The organism is Chthonobacter rhizosphaerae (assembly GCF_013839525.1).
In the GTDB taxonomy this organism is placed as follows: domain Bacteria; phylum Pseudomonadota; class Alphaproteobacteria; order Rhizobiales; family Pleomorphomonadaceae; genus Chthonobacter; species Chthonobacter rhizosphaerae.
Genome location: NZ_JACDIS010000002.1, coordinates 331,553 through 347,910, shown reverse-complemented (window position 1 = coordinate 347,910; position 16,358 = coordinate 331,553). Strand labels below are relative to the sequence as shown.

The window sequence follows — 16,358 nt, the reverse complement described above, 5'->3', positions numbered from 1 at the left end:
GCGGATCGCCGACGGCGAGGCGGGGCAGGGGCGCCCCGCCGGCGGACGGGTCCGGCGACGAGACCGGACAATCGCGGAGCTGATGGCGACGGAATGGCAACCGTTCTGTCGCATTCTCCGTGCATAGCTTGAGCGGTGCGGCTCCGGACGGGAGCCGCCTCGTTCACCAGAAGGCTGCGGCGCGCGGAAACGCCCGCTCGCGGCGACACGGGATCGGGGATGGGACGGGCGCGTCACGGCGCCCGGCCACCAGAGGGCGGGGCGGACACTGACACACTGGGAGACACCACCAGCCACGGATGCCGCGCGTCCGCGACCGGCACCGGCCGGTCCGCGGCTCACCCCGAACGGTTCGGGGCCGGCCTCCGCCGGTCCGCGATCGGCCCTCATCGGTTCCCGGCCGGCCTCCGCCGGCGCGCGACCGGCCAGCCTCTGACAGGAGCGTCCTTCCGTGCGCATCCTCTTCGTCGCCTCCGAATGCTACCCGCTCGTCAAGACGGGCGGCCTCGCCGACGTGGTCGGCGCCCTGCCGCTGGCCCTGGCGCGCCTCGGCGCCGACGTCCGTGTCATGATCCCGGCCTATCGGGGCGTTCTCGACAAGCTGGAGGGCGTGCACGAAGTCGCCGCCTATCCGGACGTGTTCGGCGGCCCCGGACGCCTGCTCCTCGGCTCCACCCGCGACGGGCTCCCCGTCATGGCGCTCGAGGCCGGACACCTCTACGACCGTCCCGGCGGAATCTACGCCGGGGTCGACGGCCGCGACTGGTCCGACAATCCGCGCCGGTTCGCCGCCCTCGGGGCGATCGGCGCCGCGGTCGGCCGCTTCGGCGCCAGCGGCTGGCATCCTGAGGTGATCCACGCCCACGACTGGCAGGCGGGCCTGGTGCCGGCCTATTTCGCCACATCGGAGGACCCGCACCCGCGCACGGTCTTCACCATCCACAACATCGCCTTCCAGGGCCTCTGCTCGGCCAGCGAATTCGCCGGCCTCGGCCTGCCGGGCTGGTTCTTCTCGCCCGCCGGCGTCGAGTTCTACGGCAACGCCTCCTTCATGAAGGCGGGCCTCGTCTTCGCCGACCGGCTCACCACCGTCAGCCCCACCTATGCGCGCGAACTCCGCACGCCGGAATACGGCCTCGGCATGGAGGGCATTCTCAACGAGCGGGCGGACGTCCTCAGCGGCATCGTCAACGGCATCGACGACGGCGAGTGGGACCCGGAGACCGACCCGCTGCTCCCGGCCGTCTATTCGGTCCGCAAGCTCCAGGGCAAGGCGCGCTGCAAGTCCGACCTGCAGCGACGCCTCGGCCTCTCCGACGACCCGGAGGCCCTGCTTTTCGCCGTGATCAGCCGGCTCACCGGCCAGAAGGGCCTCGACCTTGTGCTGCCGCACCTCGACGCCATCGTGGCCCGCGGCGGCCAGCTCGCTGTCCTCGGCACCGGCGAACCGGGGCTGGAGCGCCGCTTTTCCGAGGCGGTCGGCCGCTATCCCGGCAAGGTCGCCGCCCATATCGGGTATGACGAGACGCTCGCCCACGGTCTCCAGGCCGGCGCCGACGCCATCCTGATTCCGTCCCGCTTCGAGCCCTGCGGCCTCACCCAGCTCTACGGCCTGCGCTACGGCACGCTGCCCATCGTGTCCCGCACGGGCGGCCTCGCCGACACGGTGATCGACGCCAACGAGGCGGCGCTCCGCACCGGCTGCGCCACCGGGCTCCAGTTCTCGCCCGTCACCGCGGCCGGTCTCGGTTTCGCGCTCGAACGGGCGTTCGCTCTCTGGCACGATCGCCGGACGTGGAAGAAGATCCAGGCCAAGGCCATGGCCCACCCGGTCGGGTGGGAGGCCTCGGCCGCCGAATACAAGGCGCTCTACGATGATCTCCTCGGCCGGCGCCCCGTCTGACGGATCGCCCGGCGCCGGCGGGCACGCGGTCATGGCCGGGCGCCCGTATCCGCTCGGTGCCACCTTCGACGGCGACGGCGTGAACTTCGCGGTCTTCTCCGCCCACGCGACGGCGGTGGACCTCTGCCTGTTCGCGCCGCTCACCGGCCACGAATACGCCCGGCTGCGCCTGCCGGAACTGACCGACGAGGTCTGGCATGGCTACGTGCCCGGCCTGCGGCCCGGCACAGCCTACGGCTTCCGCGTCCACGGGCCCTACGACCCGGAGGCGGGCCACCGCTTCAATCCCCACAAGCTCCTGATCGACCCCTACGCCAGGGTGCTCACCGGCCGCATCCGCTCCGCCGACGTGATGGCCGGCTACCAGGCGCTCACCCTCGACGACCTCACCTTCGACAACCGCGACAGCGCGCCCGTCGTCCCGAAGGCCCTCGTCACCGACCCCGGCCTCCTGCCGCCGGTGACCGGGCGGCCGAACCGGTCCATGGCCGAGACGGTCATCTACGAGGCGCACGCCCGCGGCCTCACCATGCGCCATCCGGCCGTCCCGGAGGAGCTGCACGGCCGCTACGAGGCCTTGACCCATCCGGCGATCCTCGACCACCTCGTGCGCCTCGGCGTCACCGCCGTCGAACTCCTGCCGATCCAGGCCTTCGCCGACGAAGGCTTCCTGGTGCGCAAGGGCCTCACCAACTACTGGGGCTACTCGCCGATCGCCTATTTCGCCCCGGAGCCCCGCTACGACCAGACCACCCGCGGCGTCGGCACCCTGGAGCGGGTCCGCGCCATGGTGGATCGCTTCCACGCCGCCGGCATCGAGGTCATCCTCGACGTGGTCTACAATCACACCGGCGAGGTGGACCAGCACGGCCCCACGCTGTCCTTCCGCGGCTTCGACAACGCCAGCTACTATCGGCTGAATCCCAACCGCCCCCGCTGGTACGTGAACGACACCGGCACCGGCAACACGCTCAACGTCGGCCACCCGCGCGTCACGCAGCTGGTCATGGACAGCCTGCGCTACTGGGTCACCGCCCTCGGGATCGACGGCTTCCGCTTCGATCTCGCCGCCACCCTCGGCCGCGAGCCGACCGGCTTCGACCCGAACGGCCGCTTCCTCGGCGCCCTCCGCCAGGATCCGGTGCTCGCCGACGTCAAGCTCATCGCCGAGCCCTGGGACATCGGCCCCGGCGGCTATCAGGTGGGCAATTTCCCGCCCGGCCATTCGGAATGGAACGACCGCTACCGCGACACCGTCCGCCGCTTCTGGCGCGGCGACGAGGCGGTGGCGCCGGAGTTCGCCGCCCGCCTCCTCGGCTCCGCCGATCTGTTCGACCGGCGCGGCCGCCGGCCCTGGGCGTCGATCAACTTCGTCACCGCCCACGACGGTTTCACCCTCCACGACCTCGTCTCCTACGCCCACAAGCACAACGAGGCGAACCTGGAGGACAACCGCGACGGCCACTCGGACAACCATTCCGCCAACTACGGCGTCGAGGGTCCGACCGGCCTGCCCGGCATCCTCGCCACCCGCCGGCGACAGGTGCGCAACTTCATCGCCACGCTCTTCCTCAGCCAGGGCGTCCCCATGCTGACGGCGGGGGACGAACTGGGGAACAGCCAGGGCGGCAACAACAACGCCTACTGCCAGGACAACCCGACCGGCTGGGTGGACTGGCCCGGCGCGGCCCAGGACCCGGATCTCGTCGCCTTCACGGCCCATGTGGCGCGGCTTCGCCGCGCCCACCCGGTGCTGCGCCAGGGCCGGTTCCTCCATGCCGAGGAGCGGGCGTCCGACGACATGCTCGACGTCCAGTGGTTCAACACGCGCGGCCAGCCGGCGAGCGCCGACGACTGGCGCCAGCGCGGCATGCGCTCCTTCGGCGTCGTGCTCCGCGGCGCCGCGCTGCCGCACCTGGAGGCCGACGGCCCGGCCGTCCTCATTTTCGTCCACGCCGGCAGCGACAAGCTTCCGATCACCCTGCCGCGCGGCAAGGCCGGCCACGGATGGGAACCCATCCTGACCACCGACGCGCCGACCGGCAGTCCGGCCTCACGGGCCACCCTTCCACCCGGCCGCCTCATCGAGATGCAGGGACGGTCCATCCTGGCCTTTGCCGAAGTCGCCGCCGACACGCGCAAACGCCCGCCCAAAGCAACCGCGGAGAACGGGGCATGACCATCAAGACGATCCAGACCACCCCCATCGAGGGCCAGAAGCCCGGCACCTCCGGCCTGCGCAAGAAGACCCGCGTCTTCATGGAGCCCGGCTACCTGGAGAACTACGTCCAGGCCATCTTCGACGGTGTCGGCGGCGTCAAGGGCGAGACCCTCGTGGTCGGCGGCGACGGCCGCTTCTTCAACGACCGCGCCATCCAGACCATCATCAGGATGGCGGTCGCGAACGGCGCCAAGCGCCTCGTCGTGGGCCGCAACGGCCTCTTCTCCACGCCGGCCGCGTCCAACATGATCCGCAAGCTCGGCGCCTTCGGCGGCATCATCCTGTCGGCGAGCCACAACCCCGGCGGCGAGGACGGCGACTTCGGCATCAAGTTCAACGGCGCCAACGGCGGCCCCGCGCCCGAGAGCGTCACCGCCGAGATCTTCGCCCGGACGAAGACCATTTCCGAATACCACATCGCCGAGGGCGCGGACCTCGGCCTCGACACCCTCGGCACCGCCGCGCTTGGCGACAGCGTGGTCGACATCGTCGATCCGGTGGAGGACTACGTCACCCTCATGGAGGGCCTGTTCGACTTCGACGCCATCGCGGGCCTGTTCAAGTCGGGCTTCACCATGCGCTTCGACGCCATGCACGCCGCCACCGGCCCCTACGCGAAGCGCATCCTGGAGGAGGTGCTCGGCGCCCCCGCCGGCACGGTGGTCAACGCGGTCCCGCTGCCCGACTTCGGCGGCGGCCATCCGGACCCGAACCCGATCTACGCCAAGGAGCTCTACGACCTGATGGCGGGCCCCGACGCCCCCGACTTCGGCGCCGCCTCCGACGGCGACGGCGACCGCAACATCGTGCTCGGCCGCGGCGCCGTGGTCACCCCGTCCGACAGCCTCGCCATGCTGGCCGCCAACGCCCACCTCGCCAAGGGCTACAAGCGCGGCCTTTCCGGCGTCGCCCGCTCCATGCCTACGAGCCGTGCCGTGGACCGCGTCGCCGCCAAGCTCGGCATCAAGGCCTACGAGACGCCGACCGGCTGGAAGTTCTTCGGCAACCTCCTCGACGCCGGGCTCTGCACCCTCTGCGGCGAGGAGAGCGCCGGCACCGGCTCCGACCACGTGCGCGAGAAGGACGGCCTCTGGGCGGTGCTCCTCTGGCTCAACATCCTCGCCGTCCGCAAGGAGAGCCTGAAGGACATCCAGGTGAAGCATTGGGCCGAGTTCGGCCGCACCTTCTACACCCGGCACGACTACGAGGCGGTGGACGCCCCCTCGGCCGAGGGCCTGATGGACCACCTGCGCGCCATGCTGCCGGACCTCCCCGGCCAGACGGTCGCCGGCCTCAAGGTCACCGCCGCCGACGACTTCTCCTATCTCGATCCGGTCGACGGCTCGACCACCACGAAGCAGGGCATCCGCATCCTCTTCGAAGGCGGCGAACGCCTCGTCTTCCGCCTCTCCGGCACCGGCACCGAGGGCGCCACCCTCCGCGTCTACCTGGAGAACTACGAGAAGGACCCCGCCCGCCACGGCCTCGACGCCCAGGAGGCGCTGAAGCCCGTCATCGAAGCCGCCGAAACCCTCGCCCAGATCAAGACCCGCACCGGCCGCGAGGCCCCGGACGTGATCACCTGAGGGGAGGCGGACTGAAGGGGCGGGGGCCTAGGTCCATGCAGGTCGTCACCCCGGCGAACGCCGGGGTCCAACCGACCTGGGCCAACGCCGCCCCGGCTTGATCGATCTATGCGGCAGTTTGATCCCGGCGTCCGCCGGGATGACGGCATCTGTCCGAAGAACCGAAGGATTATGGGGCGGCGCATGTCTGTTCGTTCTGCCCGCTGTCTCGGTATTGAGCACCCTACCGTCGCGGATCCGGCAACCTTGTTCAGAAGCCATAGAATATAAGGTCGAGCGCGCGGCCGATGGCGTACTCCTCCTGAGAGGCACTGCCTATGGCGACCGGCACGTCGCTGATCGGGACCGCGGCGATCATGTGCGTCACGAGCACGAGACGCTGTCCGTTCAAGCTGATCTGCGGGTGGAGCCTTGGTGTGGCCGGCGGTACTCGGTCGGGCGGCACAAGCGGGACAACGACCCGCACGCCGAGGCCATCGATCAGAGGGCTGGAGACGGCGACCAGAAAGCAATCGTCGGACCCCCGCATGGGGTAGACGTCGAACCGGGCCATTCACCGGTCCCAGATCGGCTTCAGAAACGGTCCGTTTCGCTCTGCCCACTCTTTCCAGAGCTTGATCGCGTCGCCATTCTCCTCCGCCCATCGGGCTGCGTCGAACGGTGCCTCGACCGGCTCAGTTTGCCGTGTCGCGGTCCGGCTATGTCGGTTTCCACTGTCGACGGGCGTACCGTCTGTCGACGGCGTACCGGGCGGCATCAGCTCCGAGCGCGCAGGTCGCGTCCTGCCCATGGTCCTCACCTCCACCGTCCAGGCGCATCTAGTTTACAAGCTTTTTGCGCTTTCTGACAATCTCCTTATCACCCCGCCCGGATCAGCCGCACCGCCTCGTCCCGCCCGAACAGGTACATCAGCACCCTGAGCGCCTGACCTCGCTCTCCCGCCAGATCCGGATCGCGCGCCAGCACCAGCGCCGCGTCGTCGCGCGCCATCTCCACCAGCCGCCCGTGGATCTCCGGCCGCATCAGCCGGAAACCGGGCGCGCCGCTCTGGCGGGTGCCGAGCAGTTCGCCGCCGCCGCGCAACCGCAGGTCCTCCTCGGCGATGCGGAAGCCGTCCTCGCTGTCGCGCATCACCGACAGGCGCGCCTTGGCGGTCTCCCCGAGCGGCCCCTTGAACAGGAGGAGGCAGGTGGACGCCGCCTTGCCGCGGCCCACGCGCCCGCGCAACTGGTGAAGCTGGGCGAGGCCGAAGCGTTCCGCGTGCTCGATCACCATGATGGTGGCGTCGGGCACGTCCACGCCCACCTCGATCACCGTGGTCGCCACCAGCACCCGCGCCTCGCCGAAGGCGAAGCGCCTCATGGCGGCGTCCTTCTCGGCCGGCTTCATCTTGCCGTGGACCAGCGCCACAGCGTCGCCGAACACCGTCTTCAGCATCTCGAACCGCTCGGTGGCGGCGGCGAGGTCGCTCACCTCGCTCTCCTCCACCAGCGGGCAGACCCAGTAGGCCTTGGCGCTCTCGCTCCGCACCGCCGCCTCGATCCGGTCCACCACCTCGTCCAGCCGGTCGAGCGACACGGTCCGCGTTACGATCGGCTTGCGACCGGCCGGCTTCTCGGTCAGCTGCGACACGTCCATGTCGCCGAAATAGGAGAGCTGCAACGTGCGCGGGATCGGGGTCGCCGTCATGACGAGGAGGTCGGTGCGGTCCCCCTTGGCCGACAGCGCCAGCCGCTGGTGCACGCCGAACCGGTGCTGCTCGTCCACCACGGCGAGCGCCAGGTCGCGAAACTGCACGCCCTGCTGGAACAGCGCGTGGGTGCCGACCAGGATGTCCACCTCGCCGATCGCCACCGCCTCCAGCGTCTCCTTGCGCTGCTTCGGCCGGTCCGCGCCCGTCATCACGGCGAGCCGGATGCCCGCCGCCTCGCAAAGCCGCTCGATGGACCGGGCGTGCTGGCGCGCCAGGAGCTCCGTCGGCGCCATGAAGGCCGCCTGGCCGCCGGCCTCCACGGCCGCCGCCGCCGCGAACAGCGCCACCATGGTCTTGCCCGAGCCCACGTCGCCCTGCACGAGCCGGATCATCCGCGTCGGCGCCGCCATGTCGGCGAGCACGTCCCGGATCGCGCCTTCCTGGGATCCGGTGAGCGCGAAGGGCAGGGCGGCCCGGATCTTCGCCTGCAAGGCTCCGGTCGGCCGGCGCACCCGTCCGGTCACCGTGCGCAAGGATCGGCGGACAAGGGCGAGCGCCAACTGGTCCGCCAGCAGTTCGTCATAGGCGAGTCGGGCGAGAAAGGGGTTCTCCTCCGACAGGTCCGACGGCTCCAACGGTCGATGCTGCCGGCGCAGCGCCTCGCCGAACCCCACCCACCGCTCCTGGCCGAGCACCGAGGCGTCCTGCCATTCCGGCAGCGCGGGCAGGCGCTCCAGCGCGCCCTCCACGGCCTTGCGGAACACCCGCGCCGTGACGCCCTCGGTCAGCGGATAGACCGGCTCCATGCGCGGAAGTTTCTCCGCCTCGTCGAGGCTCACCACGTGGTCCGGATGCACCATCTGGGGCGAGCCGTTGAACCACTCGATCCGGCCCGACACGAGCCGCATCTCCCCCACCGGGAACAGCTTCTCCAGCCAGGCCTTCTCCGCGTGGAAATAGGTCAGCGCCAGCTCGCCGCTCTCGTCGTGCACCATCACCCGATAGGGCATGCGCGGGTTGTTCGGCGGCGCCGCCCGATGCCGGTCCACCCGCACCCTCAGCGTCACGATCGCCCCCTCCGGCGCCGTCGCGATCAGCGCCTCCCGCGACCGGTCGACGACCTCGCGCGGCAGATGCAGCAGCAGATCGGCGATCACCGCCTCCCGCGCCGTCTCGCCGGTCGGCCCCACCAGCCGCCCCATCTTCGGCGCCAGCTTCGGCCCCACGCCCGGCAGGGCGGAGAGCGGCGCGAACAGCGGGTTGAGAAGGGCAGGGCGCATCAGGCGAGTCGGTTCAGGTTAAAGGGAAACACCGCGTCGCCCGGCTTTACCCCAAGCGCAGGCGAGGAGCTACAACGGAGCCGGCACCCAGATCGCCGCCGATATTCTTCCCCTCAGGGGAAGGTGGCCGGAAAAGCCGGCCGGAAGGGATCGTCTTGGAACCATCCCGCTCCAGCAACCCTGACCAACGCCATCGTTCCCGACCCTGCGACCAAGCCCCGCCCACAAGGACGACAGCCCTATCCGACCCTTCGGGCCACCTGCCTTCGGGGTGCAGGATTTCACCCGCCTCCCGCCCCGGCCGGCTCCGCGCGCAGCGCGTCCATGAGGTACCAGCCCACCGCCGCCATCACGATGGCGCATCCCACCACGGCCGCCACGCCCGGGTTCTCGCCGAACGCGAGCCAGACCCACAGCGGGCCGAGCACCACGTCCGTCATGCCGATCAGCCCGGCCTCGCTGGAGCGGATGTGCCGGCCGCCCACGAGAAACAGCAGATACGCGAGCCCCGACGTGGTGACGCCGAACCCCGCCAGGATCAGAAGGTCCCGCGCCGGCGGGATCGCCTCGCCCATCATCGGCCAGGCGAGAAGCGCCGCGAGCCCCGCCCCGAGCGCGTTCAGCGACGCCATCTCCATCCCCGGATATCGCCGCGCCATCACCAGCACCACGGCGAAGCTCGCGGTCATCACGAAGGCGAGGGCGCTGCCCGCCACATCCTCCGGCCGCGCCGAGAAGCCCGTCACCACCAGGATGCCGACGAGCGCGATCCCGCTCGCCTGCAGCACCCGCGGCGTCGCGCGCTCGCCGAGCCAGACCCAGGCGATCAGCGCCGCCAGGAAGGGCACCGTCGCGTAGACCGCCAGCACGTTCGCCACCGTGGTCAGCTTCAGCGCCGCCACGTAGCTCACCATGGACGCCGCCGTGATCGGCACCGCCACCAGCCCGGCAAGACCGATGGAGCGCACCGCCTCGCCAGACTTCCGGCCGTGCCGCGCCAGCACGATCAGCCACAGCGCCAGCGCCCCGAACAGCGCGCGCCAGCCGAGCACCGTCCAGACATCGAGATCCAACGAGCGCATGAAGAGGCCCGCCGTGCTCCAGAGCACCGTTCCCACCGCCACCAGGGCCATGCCGTACAGCCGCCGATCCGCTCCGCCCATGATGCTCCGTTCCGCCGGGATGCCCCGGCGCCATGCTGCGCGCATCCGCCGCCCGCACGCGTCAGCAGCCGCTCGCGCCCTCGGCGGCCGGTGGCCGGCCGACTCGCGCCGCAGGCAGCCTAGCCGATCCCCGAGCCGCCGCGGGCGTGCCGCTCCCGCCACCCCCGCCCGAACGGTCCGACATGATGCGAAAGTTCCGTCCCGCGACGGCCCGGCGCGCCTGACAGCCGCCTCCGGCCGCGCTACATATCCGCCGACACACACCGCCGATGCCCGGAGCCCGCCCATGTCCGTGAAGTCCTACGGTCTCACCCGCACCTCGGACGACCTCGACACCCGCCGGCGCAAGGCGCTCTACCACGCCTGGCACCGGGGCACGCGGGAGATGGACCTTCTCCTCGGCCGCTTCGCCGACGCCCACATCGCCGACCTTACCGACGACGAACTCGGGGCGTTCGAGCGCCTCATGGAAGTGCCCGACCGCGACCTGTTCGGCTGGATCCTGGGCCGCGAGCCGACGCCGGACAACTACAAGGGCCCCGTGACCGACAAGGTCCTCGCCTTCGCGCTCGCCAATCCGCTGACCGGCTGACCGATTGACCGGTTGACCAGGCAGGGCGGCGGTCCTCGCGTGTCGCACGCTTTCCCCCTGACATTCCCGCCGCCCGGCGCTACATAGAAGCCCGATGCCGACGGGCCCCTCGGGGGCTCGGCGGAGACCTGCCGTTGTCCCCTCGGCCGACCCTTCGCGGCGTCGAGGCTGCTTCCACGAGCCGAGATGCCCCGTTCCGACCAGAAGCCCCTCGACGCCCACCTGTTCGACGAATACCGCGCCGTCACCGTGGCGGGCGTGCCGGACGGGGCGGAGGCCTACGCGCTCGCCGAGATCGCCCGGTCCGGCCCCGCCAAGGGTGTGCGCGCCGTCTATGTCGCCCGCGACGGCCAGCGCCTCGCCCAGCTCCAGCGCGCGCTCGCCTTCTTCGCGCCCGAGATCGGCATCCTGGAATTCCCGGCCTGGGACTGCCTTCCCTACGACCGCGTCTCGCCGACGCCCGCCATCGTGGCGCGCCGAATGACGACGCTCGCCGCCCTCGTGGCGAGCCGCGACGAAGCCAGGCCCTTCGTGCTCCTCACCACGGTCAACGCCCTCGTCCAGAAGGTGGTGCCGCCGTCGCTCGTCTCCGGCGCGGTGCTCGCCGCCGCGCCCGGCAACCGCATCGACATGGGCACGCTCACCGCCTGGCTGGAGGACAACGGCTTTTCCCGCACCTCCACCGTCCGCGACACCGGCGAATACGCCGTCCGCGGCGGCATCCTCGATCTCTTCGCCCCCGGGGCCGAATACCCGGTCCGGCTCGACTTCTTCGGCGACACGCTGGAATCCATCCGCACCTTCGATCCGGAATCCCAGCGCACCGTCGGCCAGCTGATCCGGCTCGACCTCGTGCCCATGTCCGAGGTCCAGCTCACGCCCGCCTCCATCAAGCGCTTCCGCCAGGGCTACGTGGCCGCCTTCGGCGCCGCCACGTCCGGCGACCCGCTCTACGAGGCGGTCTCCGAGGGCCGTCGCTACGCCGGCGTCGAGCACTGGATGCCGCTCTTCCACGAGAGCGTCGCCACCCTGTTCGACTACGTCCCCGACGCCCCGTACGTGCTCGACCCGCTCGCCGACGAAGCCGTCACCGAGCGCCTCGTCACGGTCGCCGATCACTTCGACGCCCGCATCCAGGCCCTGAAGGACGGCGGCGCCGGCGCGCCCTACAAGCCGCTCCCGCCGGGCGCGCTCTACCTCCTGGAGCGCGAGGTCAAGGCCGCCCTCGACAGCCGCGACGTCGCCCGCCTCACGCCCTTCCATCGGCCCGAACAGTCGTCCGCCAAGATCGTCGATCTCGGCGGCAAGACCGGCCGGTCCTTCGCGGCCGAGCGCGCCAGCCCGGACGCCAACGTGTTCGACGTCCTCGTCCAGCACATCCGCGCCCTCAAGGCGGAGAACCGGCGCGTCGTCCTCGCCTGCTGGTCGGAGGGCTCCCGCGATCGCCTCGCCCAGGTGATCGCCGACCACGGCGTCCAGCAGACCGACACCGTGCCGCACCTCGCGGCCGCCCTGAAGTCGCCCGCGCACGTGCTGCCCCTCGCCATCCTCGGCGTGGAGACCGGCTTCGAACTCCCCGAGGTGGTGGTCGTCGCCGAGCAGGACGTGCTCGGCGACCGGCTCATCCGCGGCGCCAACCGGCGCAAGCGGGCGGACAACTTCCTGAAGGAGGTGGCGGCCCTCGCCGAGGGCGATCTCGTCGTCCACGTGGACCACGGCATCGGCCGCTTCATGGGCCTGAAGACCATCGAGGCCGCCGGCGCCCCGCACGACTGCCTGGAGATCCAGTACGCCGGCGGCGACCGCCTCTTCCTGCCGGTGGAGAACATCGAGCTCCTGAGCCGCTACGGCTCGGAGGACACCGAGGCCCAGCTCGACAAGCTCGGCGGCGGCGCCTGGCAGGCCCGCAAGGCCAAGATGAAGAAGCGGATCCGCGAGATGGCGGACGAGCTGATCAAGACCGCCGCCGCCCGCATGCTCCGCACCGCCCCGTCGCTGATCCCGCCCGAAGGCGTCTATGACGAGTTCGCCGCCCGCTTCCCCTATGACGAGACCGACGACCAGCTGAACGCCATCGACAGCGTCATGGGCGATCTCGGCTCCGGCCGCCCCATGGACCGCCTCGTCTGCGGCGACGTCGGCTTCGGCAAGACCGAGGTGGCGCTCCGCGCCGCCTTCCTGGCCGCCATGTCGGGCAAGCAGGTGGCCGTGGTGGTGCCGACCACACTGCTGTCGCGCCAGCATTTCCGCACCTTCGAGGCCCGCTTCCGCGGCCTGCCCATCGAGGTCCGCCAGGCGTCCCGCCTCGTCCCCGCCAAGGAGCTCGCCGCCACCCGCGCAGGGATCGCCGACGGCACCGTGGACATCGTCGTCGGCACCCACGCGCTTCTCGCCAAGGGCATCACCTTCAAGGACCTCGGCCTCCTCATCATCGACGAGGAGCAGCACTTCGGCGTCAAGCACAAGGAGCGCCTGAAGGAGCTGAAGGCCGACGTGCACGTCCTCACCCTGTCGGCGACGCCGATCCCGCGCACGCTCCAGCTCGCCCTCACCGGCGTGCGCGAACTGTCGCTGATCGCCACGCCGCCGGTGGATCGCCTCGCCGTCCGCACCTTCATCACGCCGTTCGATCCGCTCGTCATCCGCGAGGCGCTCCTGCGCGAGAAGTACCGCGGCGGCCAGGCCTTCTACGTCTGCCCGCGCCTCTCCGACCTCGCCTCCCAGCGCGAATTCCTGGAGAAGCACGTGCCGGAGGTGAAGGTCGCGGTCGCCCACGGCCAGATGGCCGCGACCGACCTGGAAGACATCATGAACGCCTTCTACGAAGGCCAGTACGACGTCCTCCTCTCCACCACCATCGTGGAGTCCGGCCTCGACATCCCGACCGCCAACACCCTGGTCGTCCACCGCGCCGACATGTTCGGCCTCGCCCAGCTCTACCAGCTGAAGGGCCGCGTCGGCCGCTCCAAGACCCGCGCCTACGCGCTCTTCACCACGCCGGCGGAGAAGAAGCTCACCGCCCAGGCGGAGCGTCGCCTCAAGGTGCTGCAGAGCCTCGACACCCTCGGCGCCGGTTTCCAGCTCGCGTCCCACGACCTCGACATCCGCGGCGCCGGCAACCTCCTCGGCGAGGAACAGTCGGGTCACATCAAGGAGGTCGGCTACGAGCTCTACCAGCAGATGCTGGAGGAAGCCGTCGCCGCCCTGAAGACCGGCGACGAGAGCCTGTCGGAAGACCAGTGGAGCCCGCAGATCACCGTCGGCACGCCGGTGATGATCCCGGACCACTACGTCAACGACCTCACCCTCCGCCTCGGCCTCTACCGCCGCCTCGCCGACCTGGAGGACGCCTCCAGCATCGACGCCTTCGGCGCCGAGCTCATCGACCGCTTCGGCCCGCTGCCGACCGAGGTGGAACACCTCCTCAAGATCGTGACCATCAAGGCGCTCTGCCGGAAGACCAACGTGGACAAGATCGACGCCGGCCCGAAGGGCGTCGTCATCTCCTTCCGCGAGGGCCGCTTCGACAACCCGCCGGCCCTCGTCAAGTACATCGGCGAGCAGGGCATCATGGCCAAGATCCGCCCGGACCAGAAGATCGTCCTCGTCCGCGACTGGCCCGACCCCGAGCAGCGCCTCAAGGGCACCGCCGCCATCCTGGTCCGTCTCGCCAAGATGGTCGACGAGGCCAAATCCGGCGCGCCCACCAAGCTCACCATGCCGGTCACCCCGCCACCCCCACCCCCCGAACCCGTCCGCAAGGGCAGCTACCCCAGCGTCGCCAGCTTCAAGGCCAAGGGCCGAGGCACCAAAGGCGGCAGCGGCTTCGGACGACGCTGAGGGGAGGGGCGACACCCCTCCCATCCTCCCTCCACCGCCATGGTCCGCGCATGCGAACCACCCACGCATTTTCCCGCGCCGCTTGCCCCCGACCCATCCCTCCGCTACCGTATATCCGTCCCATATATACGCGAGCGCCCATGCCCACCGCCAAGATCTTCATGTCCGGCAACAGCCAGGCCGTCCGTCTCCCCCGCGAGTTCCGCTTCACCTCGACCGAGGTGGAGATCTTCCGTCGGGGCGACGAGATCGTGCTGCGGGAGAAGCCCCGCTCCATGGCCGGCCTTTTCGACCTGATCGACGCCCTTCCGGATGATCTTCTCGAGGTGCCGGACGACGCCGCGCCCCAGGAGCGGGACGAGCCCTGATGGCGATCCGCTATCTCGTCGACACGAACGTCCTCGTTCACCTGAAGAAGAGCGCGCCGACGAGCCGCCTCCGGACCCGCATCGCCGAACACGCGGTCGGCGACCTCGCCCTTTCGGTCGTGACCGAGGGCGAACTCCTCTTCGGTGTGGAGAAGAGCCCGGACCCGGCGCGGTCTCGCGCGCTCCTCGACTCCGTGTTCGCCTACTTCACGATCCTGCCGGTCACCTCGGAGGCGGCCCGAGCCTACGCGGTGATCCGGGCGGACCTTGCCCGTCGCGGCGCCATGATCGGCAACAACGATCTCTGGATCGCCGCCCAGGCCATCGCCTCCGACCTGCCGCTCGTCACCAACAACGTCCGGGAGTTCGCGCGCGTGTCCGGCCTCCAGGTCGAGGACTGGACGGCGCCCTAGACCACACCGCCCCACCCACCACCGGCATGGTCCGCGCCCGCGAACCAAGCATTCCCCCGCCGCAATGCGTGGATGGTCGGCCCGAAGCCGACTATGACGAACACGCAGGGGAGGGCGCACCCCCGTCCGCCCCACCCTCCACCGTCATGGTCCTCGCCCGCGAACCAGGCATTCCCCCCGCAGATGCGTGGATGGTCGGCCCGAAGCCGACCATGACGAACAGGAAGGGGAGGGCGCACCGAGACATCGCCTTGCGGCAACGCCCGCTCCAGCCCGCCTAGCTCCCCGTCCGCCCCACCCTCCACCGTCATGGTCCGCGCAGGCGGACCACCCACGCATTTCTTCCCATTTCGCCGGGAAACGCGAAAACCGCCGGGCGTTGCCACCCGGCGGCCTCTCGCTCCACCAGCTCTTTGCCGGTCAGTTCATCTTCGCCACGCAGTCCGCGTCGCCCTGGAGCGTCGGCACGTCCAGGTACTTGGCGCGGATCTTGGTGTAGGTGCAGTCCGCGATGATCGCGTCGAGCGCCACGTTCACCTTGTCGAGCAGCTCCTGGCTGTCCTTGCGGACGAACCACGAGAAGCCGCGCTTGTCCTCGGGCACGGACGGGTCGCCGATCCAGTGATCGCCCACGAGCTTCCAGTCCTTGCCTTCCGGCTTCTTGATCAGCTCCATGGTCCAGTTGATCTTGCTGTCGAACGTCATGTCGATGCGGCCGGCCAGCAGGTCCAGCTTGATCTGGTCCGGGTTGTCGTAGAGCACGAATTCCATGGTCTTGCCGAAGTGCGTCTCGATGTACTTGATCGTCGCGGCGCCGCGCTGCAGGCCGATCTTCTTGCCGGCGAGGCCCTCAGCCGTGAACGTCCAGTCGGACGAGGCCGGCACCACGAAGGTGGTCGGGTTGTACACGATGGGGCGGCTGAACAGGCCCTTTTCGGCGCGCTCGGCCGTCGGGGCCAGCTGGGTGGCGATCAGGTCGAACTTGCCCTGCAGCATGGACGGGATCAGCGCCTTGAAGTCGATGGCGACGATCTCGCATTCCACGTTCATGCGCTTGCACACCTCGCGGGCGAGGTCCGGCTCCACGCCCACCACCTGGCCAGACGAGTCCACGATCGAGAAGGGCGGATAGGTGCCCTCGTTGCCGATCTTCAGCACCTCGGCCCGCGCGCCGGTGGCCCCGGCGGCGACGAGGGAGCCGAGCGCGAGGCCGGCGGCCGCGGCGCGCACCAGACGCATGCCGAATTGAGTTCTTACCGTCATCGTATGTCTGCCCCACGTGAACGGCCGACCGCGGTC

Annotated in this window: 11 protein-coding genes; 7 read left to right on the top strand and 4 right to left on the bottom strand. The window is 70.4% G+C overall.

All coding sequences use genetic code 11. From position 1 onward, the window contains the following. The first annotated feature begins 451 nt into the window (after positions 1–451). From glgA to HND91_RS05375, 3 genes are read left to right on the top strand one after another with little or no spacing between them, the layout of a single operon-like run. On the top strand, positions 452–1,903 hold the full coding sequence (glgA, locus tag HND91_RS05385) for a glycogen synthase GlgA (RefSeq protein ID WP_181705502.1): 1,452 nt from the start codon (positions 452–454) through the stop codon (positions 1,901–1,903). A gap of 31 nt (positions 1,904–1,934) precedes the next feature. Continuing rightward, on the top strand, positions 1,935–4,082 hold the full coding sequence (gene glgX, locus HND91_RS05380) for a glycogen debranching protein GlgX (RefSeq protein ID WP_210272592.1): 2,148 nt from the start codon (positions 1,935–1,937) through the stop codon (positions 4,080–4,082). Beyond that, positions 4,079–5,710 carry an alpha-D-glucose phosphate-specific phosphoglucomutase gene (locus HND91_RS05375; RefSeq protein ID WP_181705500.1) on the top strand — a complete coding sequence of 544 codons (1,632 nt, stop codon included), beginning with the start codon at positions 4,079–4,081 and terminating at the stop codon, positions 5,708–5,710. The genes glgX and HND91_RS05375 overlap by 4 nt, the downstream gene beginning before the upstream one ends. Before the next feature lie 250 nt (positions 5,711–5,960). Here HND91_RS05375 and HND91_RS05370 read toward each other — a convergent pair whose 3' ends face one another. The 3 genes from HND91_RS05370 to HND91_RS05360 all read right to left on the bottom strand — a co-directional run bounded on the left by HND91_RS05370 (position 5,961) and on the right by HND91_RS05360 (position 9,846). Beyond that, entirely contained in the window at positions 5,961–6,263 is a 303-nt protein-coding gene (locus tag HND91_RS05370) for a CcdB family protein (protein ID WP_181705499.1), read from the bottom strand. 305 nt (positions 6,264–6,568) lie between these two features. Continuing rightward, positions 6,569–8,683: an ATP-dependent DNA helicase RecG gene (recG, locus tag HND91_RS05365; RefSeq protein WP_181705498.1), complete on the bottom strand. Its 2,115-nt coding sequence runs from the start codon at positions 8,681–8,683 to the stop codon at positions 6,569–6,571. Positions 8,684–8,964: 281 nt separating this feature from the next. Next, positions 8,965–9,846, bottom strand: a complete 882-nt coding sequence (locus HND91_RS05360; protein ID WP_181705497.1) for a DMT family transporter — start codon at positions 9,844–9,846, stop codon at positions 8,965–8,967. Between the two features lie 286 nt (positions 9,847–10,132). On the opposite strand from HND91_RS05360, the gene HND91_RS05355 reads away from it, so the two are divergent. The 4 genes from HND91_RS05355 (at position 10,133) to HND91_RS05340 (ending at position 15,059) form a co-directional block, all read left to right on the top strand. Then, on the top strand, positions 10,133–10,438 hold the full coding sequence (locus tag HND91_RS05355; RefSeq protein WP_181705496.1) for an FAD assembly factor SdhE: 306 nt from the start codon (positions 10,133–10,135) through the stop codon (positions 10,436–10,438). Between the two features lie 186 nt (positions 10,439–10,624). Next, a complete protein-coding gene (mfd, locus tag HND91_RS05350) occupies positions 10,625–14,278 on the top strand; it encodes a transcription-repair coupling factor (protein WP_181705495.1) in 3,654 nt (1,217 codons plus the stop codon). A gap of 140 nt (positions 14,279–14,418) precedes the next feature. Further along, positions 14,419–14,646, top strand: coding sequence for an antitoxin (locus tag HND91_RS05345; protein WP_181705494.1), 228 nt, complete (start codon positions 14,419–14,421; stop codon positions 14,644–14,646). Beyond that, entirely contained in the window at positions 14,646–15,059 is a 414-nt protein-coding gene (locus HND91_RS05340; protein ID WP_210272591.1) for a type II toxin-antitoxin system VapC family toxin, read from the top strand. Before HND91_RS05345 ends, HND91_RS05340 begins: the two co-directional genes overlap by 1 nt. Positions 15,060–15,479: 420 nt before the next feature. On the opposite strand, the gene HND91_RS05335 is transcribed toward HND91_RS05340, so the two are convergent. Beyond that, positions 15,480–16,298, bottom strand: coding sequence for a transporter substrate-binding domain-containing protein (locus HND91_RS05335; RefSeq protein ID WP_181705493.1), 819 nt, complete (start codon positions 16,296–16,298; stop codon positions 15,480–15,482). Positions 16,299–16,358: the final 60 nt, after the last annotated feature.